At 57.8% G+C, this 17,373-nt stretch carries 18 protein-coding genes; 15 read left to right on the top strand and 3 right to left on the bottom strand.

Annotation, left to right across the window (positions count from 1 at the left end):
- Nucleotides 1-17: 17 nt before the first annotated feature.
- Nucleotides 18-1,217: an amino acid ABC transporter substrate-binding protein gene (locus ABLO27_RS20160; RefSeq protein WP_353035173.1), complete on the bottom strand. Its 1,200-nt coding sequence runs from the start codon at nucleotides 1,215-1,217 to the stop codon at nucleotides 18-20.
- A gap of 172 nt (nucleotides 1,218-1,389) precedes the next feature.
- Here ABLO27_RS20160 and ABLO27_RS20155 point away from each other — a divergent pair, with 172 nt between their 5' ends.
- The 9 genes from ABLO27_RS20155 to ABLO27_RS20115 all read left to right on the top strand — a co-directional run bounded on the left by ABLO27_RS20155 (nucleotide 1,390) and on the right by ABLO27_RS20115 (nucleotide 9,741).
- Nucleotides 1,390-2,103: a GntR family transcriptional regulator gene (locus ABLO27_RS20155; RefSeq protein ID WP_353035172.1), complete on the top strand. Its 714-nt coding sequence runs from the start codon at nucleotides 1,390-1,392 to the stop codon at nucleotides 2,101-2,103.
- Nucleotides 2,104-2,134: 31 nt separating this feature from the next.
- Nucleotides 2,135-3,583 carry an aldehyde dehydrogenase gene (locus ABLO27_RS20150; RefSeq protein ID WP_353035170.1) on the top strand — a complete coding sequence of 483 codons (1,449 nt, stop codon included), beginning with the start codon at nucleotides 2,135-2,137 and terminating at the stop codon, nucleotides 3,581-3,583.
- Nucleotides 3,584-3,596: 13 nt separating this feature from the next.
- Nucleotides 3,597-4,376 carry a coniferyl-alcohol dehydrogenase gene (locus tag ABLO27_RS20145; protein ID WP_353035169.1) on the top strand — a complete coding sequence of 260 codons (780 nt, stop codon included), beginning with the start codon at nucleotides 3,597-3,599 and terminating at the stop codon, nucleotides 4,374-4,376.
- Nucleotides 4,377-4,476: 100 nt separating this feature from the next.
- Nucleotides 4,477-5,565 carry a DUF3500 domain-containing protein gene (locus tag ABLO27_RS20140; RefSeq protein ID WP_353035167.1) on the top strand — a complete coding sequence of 363 codons (1,089 nt, stop codon included), beginning with the start codon at nucleotides 4,477-4,479 and terminating at the stop codon, nucleotides 5,563-5,565.
- A gap of 174 nt (nucleotides 5,566-5,739) precedes the next feature.
- The gene (locus ABLO27_RS20135) at nucleotides 5,740-7,074 is read left to right on the top strand and encodes an MFS transporter (protein ID WP_353035165.1); all 1,335 of its coding nucleotides are present in this window, start codon (nucleotides 5,740-5,742) and stop codon (nucleotides 7,072-7,074) included.
- On the top strand, nucleotides 7,075-7,788 hold the full coding sequence (locus ABLO27_RS20130; RefSeq protein WP_353035163.1) for an ABC transporter permease: 714 nt from the start codon (nucleotides 7,075-7,077) through the stop codon (nucleotides 7,786-7,788).
- 159 nt (nucleotides 7,789-7,947) lie between these two features.
- Nucleotides 7,948-8,322, top strand: a complete 375-nt coding sequence (locus tag ABLO27_RS20125) for a hypothetical protein (protein WP_353035161.1) — start codon at nucleotides 7,948-7,950, stop codon at nucleotides 8,320-8,322.
- A 123-nt stretch (nucleotides 8,323-8,445) separates the two neighbouring features.
- A complete protein-coding gene (locus ABLO27_RS20120) occupies nucleotides 8,446-9,105 on the top strand; it encodes a HupE/UreJ family protein (protein WP_417714826.1) in 660 nt (219 codons plus the stop codon).
- Between the two features lie 18 nt (nucleotides 9,106-9,123).
- Nucleotides 9,124-9,741 (top strand): transmembrane anchor protein, encoded by a 618-nt coding sequence (locus ABLO27_RS20115; protein WP_353035157.1) that lies wholly within the window; start codon nucleotides 9,124-9,126, stop codon nucleotides 9,739-9,741.
- 88 nt (nucleotides 9,742-9,829) lie between these two features.
- Here ABLO27_RS20115 and ABLO27_RS20110 read toward each other — a convergent pair whose 3' ends face one another.
- Nucleotides 9,830-10,486, bottom strand: a complete 657-nt coding sequence (locus ABLO27_RS20110; RefSeq protein WP_353035156.1) for a GntR family transcriptional regulator — start codon at nucleotides 10,484-10,486, stop codon at nucleotides 9,830-9,832.
- 139 nt (nucleotides 10,487-10,625) lie between these two features.
- On the opposite strand from ABLO27_RS20110, the gene dctP reads away from it, so the two are divergent.
- The 6 genes from dctP (at nucleotide 10,626) to ABLO27_RS20080 (ending at nucleotide 16,809) form a co-directional block, all read left to right on the top strand.
- Complete coding sequence (gene dctP, locus ABLO27_RS20105; RefSeq protein ID WP_353035154.1) at nucleotides 10,626-11,612, top strand: TRAP transporter substrate-binding protein DctP; 987 nt, start codon at nucleotides 10,626-10,628, stop codon at nucleotides 11,610-11,612.
- 81 nt (nucleotides 11,613-11,693) lie between these two features.
- A complete protein-coding gene (locus ABLO27_RS20100) occupies nucleotides 11,694-12,236 on the top strand; it encodes a TRAP transporter small permease (RefSeq protein ID WP_353035152.1) in 543 nt (180 codons plus the stop codon).
- 5 nt (nucleotides 12,237-12,241) lie between these two features.
- On the top strand, nucleotides 12,242-13,558 hold the full coding sequence (locus tag ABLO27_RS20095; RefSeq protein WP_353035150.1) for a TRAP transporter large permease: 1,317 nt from the start codon (nucleotides 12,242-12,244) through the stop codon (nucleotides 13,556-13,558).
- On the top strand, nucleotides 13,555-14,823 hold the full coding sequence (locus ABLO27_RS20090) for a malonyl-CoA decarboxylase (RefSeq protein WP_353035149.1): 1,269 nt from the start codon (nucleotides 13,555-13,557) through the stop codon (nucleotides 14,821-14,823). Before ABLO27_RS20095 ends, ABLO27_RS20090 begins: the two co-directional genes overlap by 4 nt.
- Nucleotides 14,816-16,333, top strand: a complete 1,518-nt coding sequence (locus tag ABLO27_RS20085; protein ID WP_353035148.1) for a malonate--CoA ligase — start codon at nucleotides 14,816-14,818, stop codon at nucleotides 16,331-16,333. The genes ABLO27_RS20090 and ABLO27_RS20085 overlap by 8 nt, the downstream gene beginning before the upstream one ends.
- A 68-nt stretch (nucleotides 16,334-16,401) precedes the next feature.
- Nucleotides 16,402-16,809, top strand: a complete 408-nt coding sequence (locus ABLO27_RS20080) for a universal stress protein (protein ID WP_353035147.1) — start codon at nucleotides 16,402-16,404, stop codon at nucleotides 16,807-16,809.
- A 383-nt stretch (nucleotides 16,810-17,192) separates the two neighbouring features.
- Here the strand turns inward: ABLO27_RS20080 and ABLO27_RS20075 are convergent, their stop codons facing one another.
- Entirely contained in the window at nucleotides 17,193-17,366 is a 174-nt protein-coding gene (locus tag ABLO27_RS20075) for a hypothetical protein (RefSeq protein ID WP_353035145.1), read from the bottom strand.
- Nucleotides 17,367-17,373: the final 7 nt, after the last annotated feature.

Raw genomic sequence — 17,373 nt, 5'->3', positions numbered from 1 at the left:
CGGCCCTTCGGGAACCGTTAGTTCCAACCTTCTTTGGCAACCGGGTCGGCGCTGTCGCCCATCCCGGTGTCAGCAACCGCACGGAACTGGCCGTCGCGCCATTGACCAACCGACCAGTACCGGTCCGAATTGTTGTGCTTGTCGAATTTGACAGGACCGATGACCGTGTCGAACTCGTTCGCCTTGATGTAGTCGATCACGGCAGCCTGATCGATCTCACCGACGCCTTCAATCGCCTGTTCCAGGATCTGCAGTTGTGCGTAGTAAGTTGCCGAGGCCCAGTAATCCGGGACCTTTCCGGTCACTTCCTCGTGCGCATTCCGGTACTCCTGCATGGCTGGCGTATCGGGATTGACGCCACCAGCTCCAAGCACCCCTTCGATCTTGCCGCCGAATTTCTTCGAAAATGCCGGGAAGGCGGTCGCCACCGCCGAGTAATAGGCTCCCACATCGAGATCCTCGATGATGGCCTGCTCCGCGAGTGCGAATGTATCCGGCGGATAGGACCAGGCGACAAATGCATCGGGAGACGCCGCCTTCGCCCCTTTTACCACTGGTGACAGATCAGGTGTTCCAAGCGGGTAAGACTTGTCATAGACAATTTCAAATCCTGCCTCGACAAACTTCGGCCGGGCCGTGTCGGCCAGCTCGATCCCGAAAGCGTCTGCAACGTTGACCATGGCGACCTTGTTGCCGATGACGCCCTGCTCGCGCAGTTTCGTCAGTGTGGTCACCACGCCGTCAACAAACCCGGACGTGCTGCCCAGGGTGAAGAACATGTTCGGGAACCTTTCGGTGAGCTCCTCGATCTCGTCGGTAATCGAGCTCACTGCAATCAAAGGATAATTGTATTTGGCGTAGATCGGCGCGGCAGCCAGATTAAACCCTGTGCCATATGGCGACAGCATGAAATCCACCTTGTCCTGGGTCGCAAGCCGCTGAACCGCCTTGATGTGTTCAGCCGGATTGGTCTTGTCGTCGTAAGTCACGATCTCGATCGGCCGCTTTTCACCACCGACAGATAAACCGCCCCGGTCGTTAACCTGCTGCACCCACAACTCGATGTTCGGTATGTGGGTCACGGCCTCGCCCCCGGCCAATGGCCCGGTCAGATGCGAAACCACACCGAACTTAATCGGATCCGCCGCCAGTGCCGATGTCGACATCAGACCTGCGGTCAAGACACCTGCAAGTGCAAGAAAATTACGTCGCTTCATCTGGTCCTCCCAATTGGTCAGAGAAAACAGCATCTCGTTCATGACCACTAACTTTGTATCCATAATTCTTCAATATTGGCAAGAAAAATCCTTTATCAGCCGAAAAAATGCTGCTATTTCGAAAATATGGATACATAATTGAGTGCTTCGAAAGGACGGCGATCTGCTAAAAATGGATACGAAAATCATCAGACAGGTCCCAGGTATGGAAAACGCTCAATCGGACAAACGGCTTGTGACAGTGCTGCACAGCATGATCATGGACGGCAGGTTGAAACCCGGAGAGAAGATCAGCGAAGTTGGCGTCGCCAACATGTTCGATGTCTCCCGGACACCTGCGCGTCTGGCCCTGCGCGCACTTGAAGTCGAAGGTCTCATCAAGAAACGCGAAGGTCGCGGCTTTACCGTTCAGGAATTCAATCTCGGCGACATCAAGCGCGCCTATGAGGTGCGCGGTGTGCTGGAAGGGCTGGGGGCCTCCACCCTGGCCAAATCGGGCATGTCGGACAAGATCGATGCCTTGCTTCTAAACGTCATCGAAGAGATGGACGAGGCCCTGACCGGTGACATGAGCCTGAACGCCAGGATCGAGCGTTACCAGGAAGGCAACATCACCTTTCATGAAACGATCATGCGCCAGTGCGGCAACCCGTATGTCAGCTTTGCCTTCGACCGCATGGAAACGTTGCCCATGATCAAACTGGGTTCGGTTGTCTTCAAGGAAGAAAACGCCGAGCAGGAACTGATGCGGTTGCGCTTCGGCAACATGCAGCACCGGCTGATCCACGACGCGATTTCCAAACGCGACAGTCAGCGGGCCGAGGCAATGATGCGTGAACACGCCAATCAAACCCTCGTCTACACGGAACTATTCAACGAAACCTAGCTCACACGAACCCCACGGAAGGGACGCTTCGATGGAAACTGGACTGCTCATCGACAACGAGGACATATCTGCCGCCGAAGGCGGGACCTTCGACCGCCGGAACCCGATGACGGGTGATCTGGCGACTCGTGCTGCGGCCGCCCGCAAGGCAGATGTCGACATAGCAGTTGCCTCATGCGCCGAGGCTTTCAGTTCCTGGTCGCAAACACTTCCTTCCAAACGTCGCGCGATCCTGAACCGGGCTGCGGATGTTCTGGACGCGAACGCCGGTCGCTTCATCGAGGCGGGCATGTCCGAAACCGGCGGCACACGTACCTGGATCGGCTTCAACGTCAAACTTGCGGCCAACATCCTGCGCGATGCCGCGGCCATGGTGACACAGGTCAAGGGCGAGATTCTGCCCTCCGACAAACCCGGCACCTTTTCGATGGCTCAGCGCCGGCCCGTCGGTGTTCTCGTTGGAATGGCGCCGTGGAACGCACCGGTCATTCTCGCGGTGCGCTCTTTTGCCATGGCCATCGCCTGCGGAAACACCGTGGTCTTGAAAGCTTCGGAAAAGTGCCCGGCAATGCATCGCCTCATAGGCGACTGCATGGTTGAGGCCGGATTGCCTGCAGGCGTTCTGAACATTCTCACCCACACCTCCGAGGACGCACCGGAAGTCGTCAATGCACTCGTGGACCATCCGCTCACAAGACGCATCAACTTCACGGGCTCCACCCGGGTCGGCAGGATCATCGCAAAACGTGCTGCCGAACACCTGAAACCCTGTCTGCTTGAGCTCGGCGGAAAAGCGCCGTTTGTCGTGCTCGAAGATGCAGACATTCCTGCGGCTGTGGACGGTGCGATTTTCAGCGCCTTCATGAACCAGGGACAGATCTGCATGTCGACCGAGAAGGTTGTCGTCGTCGACGAAATCGCCGATGAATTCGCTGTAGCCTTCGCCGAACGCGCAAAAGCACTGGTGCCGGGCCACCCGACGGAACAGGTGGATCTGGGATCGGTGGTTGATCGAGACACAGTCGACCATGTCGGGCGTCTGATCGAAGACGCGCTTTCCAAGGGAGCAGAGCTCCTGTGCGGCGGTGCGCCAGAAGCAGGTACGATCATGCCGGCGAGCATCGTCGACAGGGTCACTCCGGAGATGGAACTCTATAGCGCGGAGAGTTTCGGACCGGTAACGGCCATGATCCGGGCGCGAGACGCGGACCATGCGATCGATATCGCCAATGACACCCAATACGGTCTTTCTTCGGCAATTTTCAGCCGGAACACGCGCCGCGCCATGCAATTGGCCGACCGTATCCAGAGCGGCATTTGCCACATCAACGGACCGACGGTTGGCGATGAAGCCCATATTCCATTCGGAGGCGTCAAGTCGTCCGGCTACGGCCGTTTCGGCGGCAACTATGGTTTGAACGAATTTACGGAAGTTCGCTGGATCACGGTCGAAGATCCTGACCAGCACTACCCGATCTGATCAGGAGGCGGATATGCATGCGCACAAGACCTATATCGTGACCGGAGCAGCTTCCGGGATCGGAGCGGAAACCGCACGCATCCTGAAGGAGGCCGGTGCGACGGTCATTGGCGTGGATCGCAATGAGGCAGCACAGGTCGATGTCTTCCATCTGGCAGACCTCGGCGACCCGGCCTCAGTTGAGAAACTGATCGAGGCTCTGCCGCGGGAGGTAAACGGTCTCGCCAATATTGCCGGTGTCCCGCCGACAGCCCCTGCCGAAACGGTAATGCGGGTCAATCTGACCGGTCTGATCCATCTGACTGAAGGTCTCATCCCCAAACTGGCGGATGGCGCATCGATTGTTAACCTGGCGTCCCTTGCCGGATTCGACTGGCAAAGCGAAGTAGCACAGGTGAAACGTGCCCTTTCGCTCCGGCTAGAGGACGACATTGAAACCTTCTGCGCGCAAGAGGGATTGAACGCTTCCGAAGCTCGCTCCTATTTCCTGAGCAAACAGGCCTTGATTGTCTGGACGCTTCAAAAGCGCTGGGCCTGGCGCAATCGCAACATCAACATGAATGCGGTTTCCCCGGGACCTGTTGAAACACCGATTCTGAAAGATTTTCTGGAAACGCTCGGTGAACGCGCCGAAGAGGACATGAAGGTCATGGATCGCCCCGGCACCCCTCAGGACATCGCGCCAATCGTCGCCTTTGCTCTGTCTGACGACGCCAAATGGTTGCGCGGCGCAAATCTGACTGTCGATGGCGGCATGTCCAGTCACATTCTCACCGAGAAATTTGGCCTGTGACCGGTACGCCCGCAACTTCTTCAGGCAGCTGTCCAATCTCATTGGCCTCGACTTTGCCAAAGCAACGATGCGTGATCGCACGCAAGTGAGAAAGCTGAAAATGACGATGAATGTTCAACCTCAAGCGCTCTTCGCGGCTTTGATCGCGACTTTTCTGGCCGCAGCATCTCTTCCGGCAGTCGCCCATCAGGCGCCGGTGCATGAACACACGCAGCTGGTTCCGATCCCGGATTATGACCTGCCATACGGGCCTGCGGGAGGAGCAGCTGCCCTCCAGGCCGCCAATGCCTTTCTCGCCACCTTCGATGAGACCACCAAAGCGCAGTTCATGTTCGAACTCGATGCACAGGAGCGCTCCGAATGGTCCAACCTGCCCGCGGGTATCGTGAACCGGATAGGCATTTCAGTCGGAGAGCTTTCCGACGACCAGCGAAAGCAGTTGTTCGAGTTCCTGGCATCTTCCCTGAGCGAGGACGGCTACCGGCGTGTTATGGATGTTATGGCCGCCGAAGCCTTTCTGAGCACCGACAGCAGGGCAAAGCGCCTTAAATGGAACCCGGAAAACTACTGGCTGTCATTCTACGGCACCCCGTCGGCGGACGCCCCATGGGGCTGGCAGTTCGGCGGACACCATCTTGGTCTCAATCTGTCCATTGACGGCGGCAACGTGAAAACCATGTCGCCCAGCTTCGTCGGCACCGAGCCTGCGGTCTTCACGCTGGACGGCATTGACTACGAAGCCGTCGTCGACATGCATCACGCCGGCCACGCCGTGTTTGCCTCTCTTAACGACGATCAGCAGGCAGCAGCCGACGCTGGATCCGTCCCGGAAGATATCCGAACCGGTCCGGGCAAGGACGGATTTGTGCCTCCGATAATCGGCTTGAGCACCGCCGGGATGACCGATGAGCAGAAAACCCTGTTGCTTGATGCAATTGCCAAATGGGTCACGATCCAACCGGATGAAAATGCAGCTCGTCGCATGACCGATATCGAGGCTGAACTGGATCAGATCAGTTTTGCCTGGACTGGGGGAAATGACGTCAACTCACCGGTCTATATGCGCATTCAGGGACCAACACTGATTATCGAGCTGCTGTCTACCGGTGGCAATGTGGGTCAAAGCGCCAGCGGACTGGGCCATTACCACACCATCTACCGCAATCCGACGCGGGAATACGGCAGGTAAACTGCTGAATAACCTGATAAACCGAAGCGCCGCTTAGAAAAATATCGGCGCTTCTTTTTTTAAGTGGCGGGTGCGCGACAACACCGCAGAGCCGATTGCCTGTATGGCCGAGCGTACCGCAAGATGCTATCAAGCAAGGCATTGTCAGCTCCAGCCCGAAGCCACCACTGATCAATGTTATCCGTTCTTGCTCATCGTACCTATCGGCATCTTTTCGCCGCCCAGGTAATCGCCCTGTTCGGAACCGGTCTGATGACCGTCGCACTGGCGTTGCTTGCCTATGATCTTGCAGGCGCTGATGCGGGCACCGTTCTCGGCACCGCACTGGCGATCAAGATGATCGTTTATGTCACCCTGTCGCCCGTCGCCGCCGGGTTTGCGTCCCGTTTTCCCCGCAGAACCTATCTTGTCGTGCTGGACCTGGTGCGCGCCGGCACGGCGTTGGCCTTGCCGTTTGTAGATGCAGTCTGGCAGATCTACGTCCTGATCGCGCTGCTGCAATCAGCTTCCGCCGCCTTCACGCCCGCATTCCAGGCGACGATCCCAGACATTCTGCCGGAAGAAGAAGACTACACCAACGCCCTCTCGCTTTCGCGGATGGCTTACGATCTTGAAAATCTGCTGAGTCCGATGATCGCAGCAGCGCTTATCGGCCTGGTCGGCTTTCACTGGCTCTTCAGCGGCACCGTTGCCGGGTTTCTGCTGTCTGCTTTGCTGGTGGTCTCGGTCACACTGCCATCGCCAAAAGGCGTCCAGACAGCTTCACCCTTCAAGCGCACGATAAACGGAATGAAGATTTATCTGCGAACCCCGCGTCTTCGAGGGCTGTTGGCATTAAATCTCACCATTGCCAGTTCAGGTGCAATCGTCATCGTCAACACGATTGTCATCGTCAAATCCTATCTCGGTCTGACCGATGCGGACCTAGCCTTGGCGATGGCGGCCTATGGCGGTGGTTCAATGGTAATGGCCATCGCTCTTCCGAGGCTGCTGTCCAATCTGAATGACCGCCCGGTCATGCTGATCGCGGCCGCTTCGCTGCCCCTCTGGTTGCTCTGTTTTGCCATGCTGGTCGCTTCCGTTGCGAAGACCGAGCTCTGGCCTCTGCTTTTGGGCACCTGGTTCCTGATGGGGATTGGGACATCGGCAGTCCTCGTGCCATCCGGTAGGCTGCTTCGCAACTCAGCTCACGCGGAAGACCGCCCCATGGTCTTTGCCGCGCAATTCGCTTTGTCACATGGCTGCTGGTTGATCACCTACCCGCTTGCCGGCTGGCTGGGCAGTGTCGCCAGCCTGTCCACCACTCTGGTCACCCTTGCCGGAATAGCCGTTGTTGGTGTGCTGTCGGCTGCACGGCTCTGGCCCGCAGGTGACAAGAAGGTTCTCTATCACGAGCACCCGGAACTGCCACGTGATCATCCACACCTGGCCAACGCCTCCGGCAAGCGTCACGCCCATCCGTTTGTGATCGACAGTCTGCATGCGACCTGGCCTGACGGGCGGCTCTGAATGGACCTGCTGGTCTCCCTGCAACGCTGGATCAACGATGCGGTCCGTGCGTATCTGATCGAATTCGGTCAGTCGGGAGACTGGACAGTGCTATTGAGCATGACCCTGGCGGGCATCATGTTCGGAGCCATTCACGCCCTGACCCCCGGCCACAGCAAAACCATTCTGGTTTCTTACCTTGCAGGCTCCCGCCATGGCGCCTTTCGGGCACTTGCCGTCTCGACCCTCCTCGCGGCCACACATGTACTGATGGCCGTATTCATTGCCCTGTTCGCTTCTCAGCTGATGGAACGCACTCTCACCCAGGCGGGCCGCGCACCGGATCTGGAAATGCTGAGCAGGTCCTTGCTGCTCGTCATCGGGTTCTGGCTGCTGTTCCGGGCCTTCAGAAAACGCCCCCAACACTCCGAGCGGGAAGGGTTGGGTGTTGCGGTGACCGCCGGCCTCGTTCCCTGCCCGCTGACGCTTTTTGTCATGGTGCTGGCATTGTCACGCGGCATCCCCGAAGCAGGTCTCATGTTTGCGGCCTCAATGCTGGCGGGGATCGCATTCACCCTTGGAACCGTTGCCGTTTTGACCGTTGTCGCCAGAAAACTGCTTGTTTCCCTGATCACCCGTGGCGGATCAGCCATCGGCACGATTTCGCGCATTCTTGACGGTCTGGCCGGAGGCTTCATCATGCTTTTTGCAGCTCTTGACCTGTACAAGGCCTGATCCGCACACCCATATGACTGCCTCATGCGGTTTGGTTGTTGGAAATCAGCTGCTCGTGACTTGCCGCGCGGCCTCGTTTGGCCATATTTGGCAACTAGCAACCAGCCCATTGGATTGGGCGACCTGATTCTGATGACAGGATTTCTTAACGGACGGGATATGAGCGGAAGCATTCTACGCATCTGCCGCAAGTTTGCGCTTGGCACACGGCTGCTGACCGTTTTGGTCTGCCTGTCGATTGCCTCCTGGTCCGTTTCGCCCACCGTGGCACATACGCCGAAACTCCTGAAAACAGTCCAGGATCAACTGCAGATGATCGAAGATCACGGCCACTCTCACGGAGAGGAAATCGACATTCTGTGGGCCATGCACGGTCACCAGCACGATGTCGCGGATCATGATCATCATTCCGTCGATCTGACCCGTCTTGCGGGCGGACCGGCGGCACATTTCGGCCGGGACGACTGGATGATTGCGCCATCCGACGGCGGACCGGCACGTATTTACCTGTTGGAACGACCTCCCCGGGTCTGACGGACCTGCCCTCTCGGGCCTCCGCAATCAAATTCAACAATATGGAAATACGTTATGAATCTCGTCTTTCGGGACGGGTGGAGCACGCTGGCTTTGCGCCAGGTGGTTCGCCTGTCACTGATCATGCTTGCGCTTGGCCTGAGTGCCACACTTGCGCAAGCTCACAATGTGACGGCAGGGGATGCCGGCTACATTCAGGAAATCTGGGGGGTCAAGATCATCCCCTTCATGTATCTGGGCGCCAAGCACATGGTCACCGGATACGACCACATCCTCTTTTTGTTCGGCGTGGTGTTCTTTCTCTACCGGATGCAGCACGTCGCGATCTATGTCAGCCTGTTTGCCATCGGCCACTCGACCACCATGTTGCTGGGGGTCTACTACGGCTGGAACGTCAATCCCTACATCATCGATACGCTGATCGGCCTGTCCGTCGTCTACAAGGCACTCGACAATCTGGGCGCCTATCAGCGCTGGTTCGGTTTTCAGCCCGACACGAAGGCGGCAACGCTGATCTTCGGCCTGATACACGGCATCGGCCTGGCAACCAAAATCCTTGACTATGAGATTGCCGAAGAAGGCCTGATTCCGAACCTGCTTGCGTTCAACGTCGGTGTCGAGATCGGCCAGCTTCTGGCCCTGGCCGCGATCCTGATCGTCATGGGCTACTGGCGGCGTACGCACAGCTTCTGGCGCCATGCATACACGGCAAACGTGGTGATGATGTCCATGGGCTTCCTGCTCATGGGCTACCAGCTCACCGGCCTTTTCGTCACTTCCTGAATCTGAAAGATCAAAATCATGTACAACGCACAAAAACCGACCCGGGACGAGTTGCCGAGCTCGGCCCAGCTTCTCCGGTCCACCATTCTCGCACTCGCCGCCGCGCTCGTCATTCTGGTGACCATCGTCATGCCGGCCGAATACAACATCGACCCGACGGGCATCGGTCGCGCCATCGGCCTGGCGGAGATGGGCGAGATCAAGACCGAGCTTGCCAGGGAAGCCGAACAGGACCGCCTGCGCTCAGAAGCAGAGGACCAGCGGTCAGACTTGATCGACGGTCTGCTCGGTCTCTTCGTTTCTTCCGCTCAGGCCCAGGAAACCTGGAAAGACGATTTCAGCTTCACGCTGGAACCGGGTGAAGGCATCGAATGGAAACTGGTCATGGAAGAGGGCGCAACGGCGGAGTTCTCCTGGAGCACCGATGCCGGGCGCGTCAATTTCGATCTTCACGGTGACGGCGGCGGCCAGAACATCACTTACGAAAAGGGACGCGGAACCATCGGAGAGACGGGTGTTCTCACCGCGGCTTTCACCGGCAATCACGGCTGGTTTTGGCGCAATCGCGACAGCTCGGACATCACCGTTCGTGTTCAGCTTCGTGGGGACTACAGCGCTCTGAAACAGACGTACTAGCCAGGACAAACCCGCGGAGTGGACATCACTCCGCGGGGACAGGCCTCGGGCTTGAGGGGGACTGCAGCACGGACAGGCAAATGATGGCCTATTCCGCAGCGGTTTTCAGACTGGCCATCAAATTATGGAACTTTTCGCCCTGAACGGCGACATGTTCACGAAGGGCCTTGGCTGCTGCTTCCGGCTCCCCTTTGGAAAGCGCATCCACAATGGCCTCATGCTCGGCCATCGACTGAGCCATACGTCCGCGAAACTTGAGCTGCTGGCGACGGAATGGCTTCAGGCGCTTGTGCAGCTTTGATGCTTCCTGCGCCAGAAAGCCGTTACCGGATTGCAGGTAAATGGTTCGATGGAACCGTTCATTCTCCGAGTAGTAATTGTCCGGATCCTGAGCATCGACGGCGAGCTGGCACTTCGCGTTGGCATCACGAAGATCTTCAAGCGCCTCTTCCGATATCCGCATGGCGGCAAGCCGCCCGCACACGGCCTCAAGTTCGGCCATGACTTCGAACATCTCCATCAGTTCGATCGGTCCCGGCTGCCGGACGAAGGCACCCCTGCGAGGAATGAGTTCGACCAAACCTGAGAGCGCAAGCCTCTGAAAAGCTTCGCGAAGCGGCGTTCTGGAAACGCCGAATTGTTCAGCAAGCCGCACTTCATCCAGTCGGTCGCCATCCATATAGACGCCGCTGAAAATCTGTTCTTCAAGCGCTTCGGCAATGTTGTCTGCACGACGTTGTTCCATGTCCCTATTTTTAGCTGGAGCAAATGTGAAACGCAATCTTGAACTTTTTGTATACAAGAATGTTGACTTGAAAAACAAAAGCGCATTACTCTGAACCATCCCCTCAGGCATGCTGAGGTGGAGACTTCGGGAGGAAATCATGAAATCCATTTTGAAAGGCGCGGTGGCCGCCCTTGCCATTACATGTGCTGGCACCTACGCCAACGCCACGGAATTACGGCTGTCTCACCAATGGTCCAACAAGGATATTCGCCATCAGGTGGCACAGATTGTTGCAGATGAAGTTGCGGCGGCAGATGTCGATCTGAACATCAAGATCTTCGGCTCCAAATCCCTGTTCAAGCCGCGTGAGCAGTACAAGCCCCTGAGCCGCGGTCAGCTCGACATGACCGTGTTTCCGCTGAGCTACGCTGGTGGCCAGCAGCCGGCTTACAACCTCACCCTGATGCCCGGCCTGGTGAAGAACCACGACCATGCAGCCCGCCTCAGCAGCTCGCCCTTCATGGAAGCTCTTGAAGCCAAGATGGCCGATGACGACGTCATGGTGCTGGTGCACGGTTATCTTGCCGGCGGGTTCGCGGGCACGGACAAATGCATCACCAATCCCGAAGACGTAAAGGGATTGCAGACCCGAGCTGCCGGCAAGTCCTTCGAGCAGATGCTCGCCGGAGCAGGCGCGTCCATCGCCTCCATGGCCTCTTCTGAAATCTACAACGCCATGCAGACCGGCGTCCTTCAGGCCGCCAACACATCGTCCTCGTCATTCGTCTCCTATCGGATCTACGAGCAGGTGAAGTGTTACACACCGGCCGGCGACGTTGCCCTGTGGTTCATGTATCAGCCGCTCCTGATGAACAAGTCGACCTTCGAAGGCCTGACGGAAGACCAGCAGAAAGCCCTTTTGGCAGCCGCTGAAAAGGCCGAGGCGTACTACCTGGAAGAAGCCAAGAAACAGGACGCCGCTTCTGCAGCCGTCTTTGCCGAAGCTGGTGTTGAAATCGCCGAGATGAGCCCGGAAGACTTCGAAGCCTGGCGCAAGTTGGCCATGGAAACGTCTTACCAGAAGTTCGTTGAGGAAGTGCCGGACGGACAGGACCTGCTCGATAAGGCCCTTGCTGTCGAGTAAGCAAGACCGGTTTACGGCGAATGGGGCAGCAACATGCTGCCCCACCCTTTTCAATTGAACCAAACTTTCAGGGAGACGGTTATGGCCGGCCATAGCTCCGCTGTTGTCGCTCGTACGGGAGACAACCCCTTCCTTCGCGCCGTCGCGGTCCTTTCAAATCTGGCAGGCTGGTGCTCGGCCGGGATGATTGTCGCGGCTGTCGCAATCACGTGCCAGATGATCATCGTCCGCTTCGTCCTGAACGGCTCCACCGTCTGGCAGACCGAAGCCGTGATCTATCTTGTTATCGCAGCAACGCTCGTTGGTCTGCCTTATGTCCAGCGTCTGCGAGGCCACGTGAATGTGGACCTCATCCCGCTGTCTCTTGCCCCGCGCCCCAGGTTCCTGCTGGCGATGCTGACGTCGGCCCTGTCCATCGTCATCGTGTCAATCATGCTCTGGTACGGCTTTGAGTATTGGCATTTTGCCTGGGAACGCGGATGGCGGTCCGACACGGTGTGGGGTGTGCGCCTCTGGATCCCCTACTTGTCCATCCCTGTTGGCTTTGGCCTTCTCCTGCTGCAGCTGATCGCCGATCTGGTAGCGGTCGTGACCGGCACTGACAAACCCTTTGGCCTGGAGTAACGCTGATGGATCCCCTTCTCCTTGGCGCGATCGTCGCAATCGCGACAATCCTGGTTCTTTTTTCCGGCGTGTCCGTTGCCATCGGGCTGCTGATCGTGTCTGCCGGCTTCCTGATCATTTTCGACGGCCCGCGCTCGCTGGAACTGATGCCGGAAATCCTGTTCGGCAAGCTCGATAATTTCGCGCTGCTGTCGATACCGATGTTCATCATCATGGGGGCGTCAATCGCCTCCACCCGGGCAGGAGCAGACCTCTATGAAGCACTGGAACGTTGGCTGACCCGGGTGCCCGGCGGCCTGGTTGTCTCCAATCTGGGAGCCTGCGCGCTGTTTGCTGCCATGTCCGGTTCCTCACCGGCCACTTGTGCCGCCATCGGCAAGATGGGTATTCCGGAGATGCGCAAACGTGGCTACCCGGACGGGGTCGCGGCCGGTTCCATCGCCGCCGGAGGCACTCTCGGCATTCTCATCCCACCATCGGTCACCATGATCGTCTACGGCATCGCGACCGAAACCTCCATCGGCCGGCTGTTTCTGGCAGGTGTCATTCCGGGTCTGCTTCTGGTTGGCCTGTTCATGGCCTGGTCGCTCTATTCGACATGGCGCTCAGGCGATGGTGCCCGGCTCAGCTCCGGTTCCTACAGCTGGGCACAGAGGTTTGAAATCCTGCCGCGAGTCCTGCCGTTCCTGGCAATCATTCTTGGTGTCCTCTACGCCATGTATGGCGGCATCGCGACACCCTCGGAAACTGCTGCGGTCGGCGCGTTGCTGTGCCTTCTGATCGCCGTCATCATCTACAAGCTCTGGCAGCCTCAAGCGATCTGGGTCGTCCTGCGCGACAGCACCAAGGAATCGGTGATGATCCTCTTCATCATCGCTGCGGCCGGTGTCTTTTCCTACATGCTCAGCTCGCTGTTCATCACCCAATCGATTGCCGAGTGGATTGGCACTCTCGATGTCAATCGCTGGGTCCTGATGGGTGCCGTCAACATCTTCCTGCTGATCGCAGGGTTCTTCCTGCCGCCTGTCGCCGTGATCCTGATGGCAGCTCCAATCCTGCTGCCCATCATCACCACGGCGGGATTCGATCCGATCTGGTTTGCCGTCGTGCTGACCATCAACATGGAAATCGGTCTGATCTCGCCACCGGTCGGCCTGAACCTTTATGTCATCAACGGCATCGCACCGGACATTTCCCTGAAGACCATCCTGACCGGTTCGCTGCCCTTTGTCGGCTGCATGGTTCTGGCAATCGTTCTGCTGTGCCTGTTCCCTGAACTGGCGACCTGGCTGCCTGACGTCATCATGGGGAAAGCGGTATGACACTCCTGGCTGACCTTCTATCGACGGTTTTCGAGCGACGCTACCGCCAGCCTCTTCGCCGGAAACAGGCAAACCGACCGCTCGACGAGCTGGCCACCGATCTGGTCGGCTCGGCGGGAGAGACTTCCGGCCTTGCGATTGCGCAGGACATTCTGTCCGGTTTCGATGAGCTGGAAGACCAGGACAAGATTGCGTTCTTCCAGAAAATCGCCACCGCACTGAGCATCGACCCGGCAAGGGTGCGCGAAGCTCTGGATGACTATGAAAAGGCCCCTTCAAAAACCAGCTACCGGAATTTCATGTCCGCTGCCGAGCCTCGCCGGCAGGAGCTTTTCCGGCGGCTGAACCGCGTTCCGGGTGCAACAGGCACACTGGTGCAAATGCGCGCGGATCTTCTGCGGCTTCGCGACCAGGAGCCCGAACTGGAAGCGTTGGATCTCGATCTCCGGCACCTGTTTTCTTCCTGGTTCAATCGCGGTTTTCTGGTCCTGCGCCCGATCAACTGGGAGAGCCCTGCTCATATCCTGGAAAAGATCATCGCCTATGAGGCGGTGCATGCCATCGACAGCTGGGATGATCTTCGCAGGCGCCTGGAGCCGGCCGATCGCAGGTGCTTCGCCTTTTTCCATCCGTCGATGCCGGATGAACCGTTGATCTTTGTGGAAGTCGCCCTGACCAAGGGCATTCCGGACTCCGTGCAGGCATTGCTTGCAGAAGACCGCGCGGCCATGCCGGCCGAAGACGCCGACACGGCTGTGTTTTATTCCATCTCCAATTGCCAGACCGGTCTTGCCAGCATCTCGTTCGGCAATTCCCTGATCAAGCAGGTGGCGGCTGATCTTTCCGGCGAGCTGTCGGGCCTGAAAACCTTCGTGACCCTGTCTCCCATTCCAGGCTTCACACGCTGGCTGAAGAAGGAAGGTCACGAATGGGACAGCAGCGCCGCCAACGATATGAAGGCAGATGCCGCCTACTATCTGTTGAACGCCAAGACATCGAAGGGCTTGCCGGTCGACCCCGTCGCCCGATTTCATCTCGGCAACGGTGCAATAGTACATGCCGTGCATGCCGACGCCGACATTTCCGACAAAGGCCGCGCCCAGTCGAGTGGCACGATGGTCAACTATCTCTACGACTTGCCACGTGTCGCCCAGAATCACGAAAACTTTGCTACCACACAGGAAGTGGTGGCCTCGGATCAGGTGCGTTCGCTTGCCAGATCCTCAGCCTTCTCGCAGACCAGGAAAGGTAGCCCCAATGGCTAACCCGCTCTACGACAGCCTGTTCGGCATACATGCCGGCAAATCGACGCCGTTCTTGCATCTTCCTGACGGCAGCACGCTCACGCATGAAGACTTTCTGGCCATTGCTGCTCAAATCGCTCATGCGATGACGCGCACTGGTTTGAAACCGGGCGACCGTGTCGCCGCCCAGGTTCAGAAATCACCCCAGGCCCTGGCGCTTTACGCAGCCTGTGTCCAGGCAGGTCTCGTCTTCCTGCCACTGAACACGGCCTATACCGTGGACGAGCTGTCCTACTTCATCGAAAACAGCGGCGCATCGCTGATTGTCTGCGATGCAGGTAGCGAGCCGGCTCTAGCACCGATTGCCCAAGAACTCGGTGCCCGGATAGAAACCCTCAATGCGGATGGAAGCGGCAGCCTGACGGATCAGGCAAAACAGATGCCCGCAACATACACCACTGTTGAGCGGAGCGCGGACGATCTGGCCGCGTTCCTTTACACGTCCGGCACCACAGGCCGCTCCAAGGGTGCGATGCTGACCCAGAGCAATCTGCTCTCCAACGCACAGACGTTGGTAAAGGAATGGCGCTTTACTTCAGACGACGTGCTGATGCATGCCTTGCCCATCTTCCACACGCACGGTTTGTTCGTTGCCTCCAACGTCACTCTGGCCGCGGGTGGCTGCATGATCTTCCTGCCAAAGTTTGACATTGAAGAGGTCATTGCCCGGTTGCCCCAGGCAACCACCATGATGGGTGTTCCCACCTTTTATACAAGACTGCTGGACGATGATCGTTTCACCCGGGACCTGGCCGCGCACATGCGCCTCTTCGTCTCCGGATCCGCTCCCTTGCTGGCTGAAACCCACGTTCAATTCGAGGACCGCACCGGCCATCGCATTCTCGAGCGTTACGGCATGACCGAAACCAACATGAACACGTCGAACCCGTATGATGGCGAGCGACGCGCCGGAACCGTCGGCTTCCCCCTACCTGGCGTCGAACTCAAGATCACCGACCCTGAAACCGGTGCGAGCCTGCCTGCAGGTGATGTCGGCCAGATCGAAGTGCGAGGACCGAATGTGTTCAAGGGGTACTGGCAGATGCCGGAAAAGACCGCTGCCGAACTGCGGGCCGACGGCTTTTTCATCACCGGCGACCTTGGCCGAATAGATGAGGACGGTTATGTGCACATCGTCGGCCGCAACAAGGACCTGATCATCTCCGGCGGCTACAACATCTACCCCAAGGAAATCGAGTTGGTACTCGATGACCAACCGGGGGTTCTGGAAAGCGCCGTCATCGGTGTGCCTCACCCCGACTTTGGCGAGACCGTGCTCGGTGTCCTCGTTCCCGAAAAAGGAGGCAAGCCGGACCTTGAAGAGATTCAGGACTCGGTCAAGACCTCGCTTGCCCGTTTCAAGCATCCACGAAAACTCATTCTTCTTGATGAGCTGCCGCGCAACACCATGGGCAAGGTCCAAAAGAATATCCTTCGGGACAAATACCAGACGATGTTCACCCAGCCATAACACTTGGCCGTCACTTCGCACCGGCAGGAAGGACGCTCCGGACTGCCGGTCCTTTTCGGATAGATCTCATGTACAACAACATTCTGGTACCCGTTTCTTTCGAGACCGGGCGCGACGCCCGTCAGGCTCTCGAGGTGGCCGACGCTCTGCGTGCGGAAAATGGCGCGATAACAGTCCTGCATGTGTTGGAACACTTGCCCCAATACGCAAGTGATCTCCTGCCTGAGGATCACTTCGAGACGGCCCGCAAAACCGTTATCGAAAAACTCAGCCCTTTGGTTGAAGGCCTGAGCGATGCGAGTGTCGTTGTCATGGAAGGCCATTCGGCGCGCACCATTCTCGATGTTTCCGAGACCCAGAAGAACGACTGCATCGTCATTGCAAGTCATCGCCCGGGCATGCAGGACCTGTTTCTCGGCTCCACAGCGGCCCGCGTCGTCCGCCATGCAAAATGCGCGGTTCACGTGGTCAGGTGACATCCGAAGAGGGGCGCAAGCGAGCGGAAGTCAATGACCTCCGATTTGTCCGTCATTGCCGTTTCTGACGCGGCACCCTGCCCCGGGCCTGAACCGGGGTCGATGGCCTAACCTTTCAGATCTTGTTCGCCCGTCCAAATGAGGCGGCACCGCATGGATTGCAACACCCTGACCCGATGATGCCTGCTTGAACTCCAATTGAACAAAACGGTTTTTGAAAGACTTAACTGTTGTCATCCCTGCGAATGCAGGGATCCGGCAAACGCAAGGGTTTGCGGTACAAATTGATACCAGGGTTACTGGATCCCAGCCATCCACTACGCTGCTGCCGGGATGACAAATGCTGAAATCTTGTGCCGAGCTTCATAGACTTATCGCAGCAACTATCCGACTGACATCTGGAAGTTTGAGAGAGCGGGTTCATCAAAGCCGGACAACAGTGATTCATATTCGGCAATGACGACAGAAAGATAAAAAGAACCTCCGCGTCTTGCGACATTAACGAACGCGACACCATTGCCTTCAGCGATCGCAATCAACAGTGCATCCACCCACATGCCCAAC

It is taken from the genome of Roseibium sp. SCP15, assembly GCF_040329435.1.
Lineage (GTDB): Bacteria > Pseudomonadota > Alphaproteobacteria > Rhizobiales > Stappiaceae > Roseibium.
The sequence above is the reverse complement of the archived record's forward strand: the minus strand, read 5'-3'. Positions and strand labels throughout refer to the sequence as shown.

Excerpts from the sequence above, each read along its gene's own strand:
- ABLO27_RS20160 (WP_353035173.1), bottom strand. The coding sequence starts at position 1,217 with ATGAAGCGACGTAATTTTCTTGCACTTGCAGGTGTCTTGACCGCAGGT.
- dctP (WP_353035154.1), top strand. The coding sequence starts at position 10,626 with ATGAAATCCATTTTGAAAGGCGCGGTGGCCGCCCTTGCCATTACATGT.
- ABLO27_RS20080 (WP_353035147.1), top strand. The coding sequence starts at position 16,402 with ATGTACAACAACATTCTGGTACCCGTTTCTTTCGAGACCGGGCGCGAC.
- ABLO27_RS20135 (WP_353035165.1), top strand. The coding sequence starts at position 5,740 with ATGTTATCCGTTCTTGCTCATCGTACCTATCGGCATCTTTTCGCCGCC.
- ABLO27_RS20155 (WP_353035172.1), top strand. The coding sequence starts at position 1,390 with ATGGATACGAAAATCATCAGACAGGTCCCAGGTATGGAAAACGCTCAA.
- ABLO27_RS20110 (WP_353035156.1), bottom strand. The coding sequence starts at position 10,486 with ATGGAACAACGTCGTGCAGACAACATTGCCGAAGCGCTTGAAGAACAG.
- ABLO27_RS20140 (WP_353035167.1), top strand. The coding sequence starts at position 4,477 with ATGACGATGAATGTTCAACCTCAAGCGCTCTTCGCGGCTTTGATCGCG.
- ABLO27_RS20145 (WP_353035169.1), top strand. The coding sequence starts at position 3,597 with ATGCATGCGCACAAGACCTATATCGTGACCGGAGCAGCTTCCGGGATC.
- ABLO27_RS20120 (WP_417714826.1), top strand. The coding sequence starts at position 8,446 with ATGCTTGCGCTTGGCCTGAGTGCCACACTTGCGCAAGCTCACAATGTG.
- ABLO27_RS20085 (WP_353035148.1), top strand. The coding sequence starts at position 14,816 with ATGGCTAACCCGCTCTACGACAGCCTGTTCGGCATACATGCCGGCAAA.
- ABLO27_RS20075 (WP_353035145.1), bottom strand. The coding sequence starts at position 17,366 with ATGTGGGTGGATGCACTGTTGATTGCGATCGCTGAAGGCAATGGTGTC.
- ABLO27_RS20130 (WP_353035163.1), top strand. The coding sequence starts at position 7,075 with ATGGACCTGCTGGTCTCCCTGCAACGCTGGATCAACGATGCGGTCCGT.
- ABLO27_RS20125 (WP_353035161.1), top strand. The coding sequence starts at position 7,948 with ATGAGCGGAAGCATTCTACGCATCTGCCGCAAGTTTGCGCTTGGCACA.
- ABLO27_RS20150 (WP_353035170.1), top strand. The coding sequence starts at position 2,135 with ATGGAAACTGGACTGCTCATCGACAACGAGGACATATCTGCCGCCGAA.
- ABLO27_RS20100 (WP_353035152.1), top strand. The coding sequence starts at position 11,694 with ATGGCCGGCCATAGCTCCGCTGTTGTCGCTCGTACGGGAGACAACCCC.
- ABLO27_RS20115 (WP_353035157.1), top strand. The coding sequence starts at position 9,124 with ATGTACAACGCACAAAAACCGACCCGGGACGAGTTGCCGAGCTCGGCC.
- ABLO27_RS20095 (WP_353035150.1), top strand. The coding sequence starts at position 12,242 with ATGGATCCCCTTCTCCTTGGCGCGATCGTCGCAATCGCGACAATCCTG.
- ABLO27_RS20090 (WP_353035149.1), top strand. The coding sequence starts at position 13,555 with ATGACACTCCTGGCTGACCTTCTATCGACGGTTTTCGAGCGACGCTAC.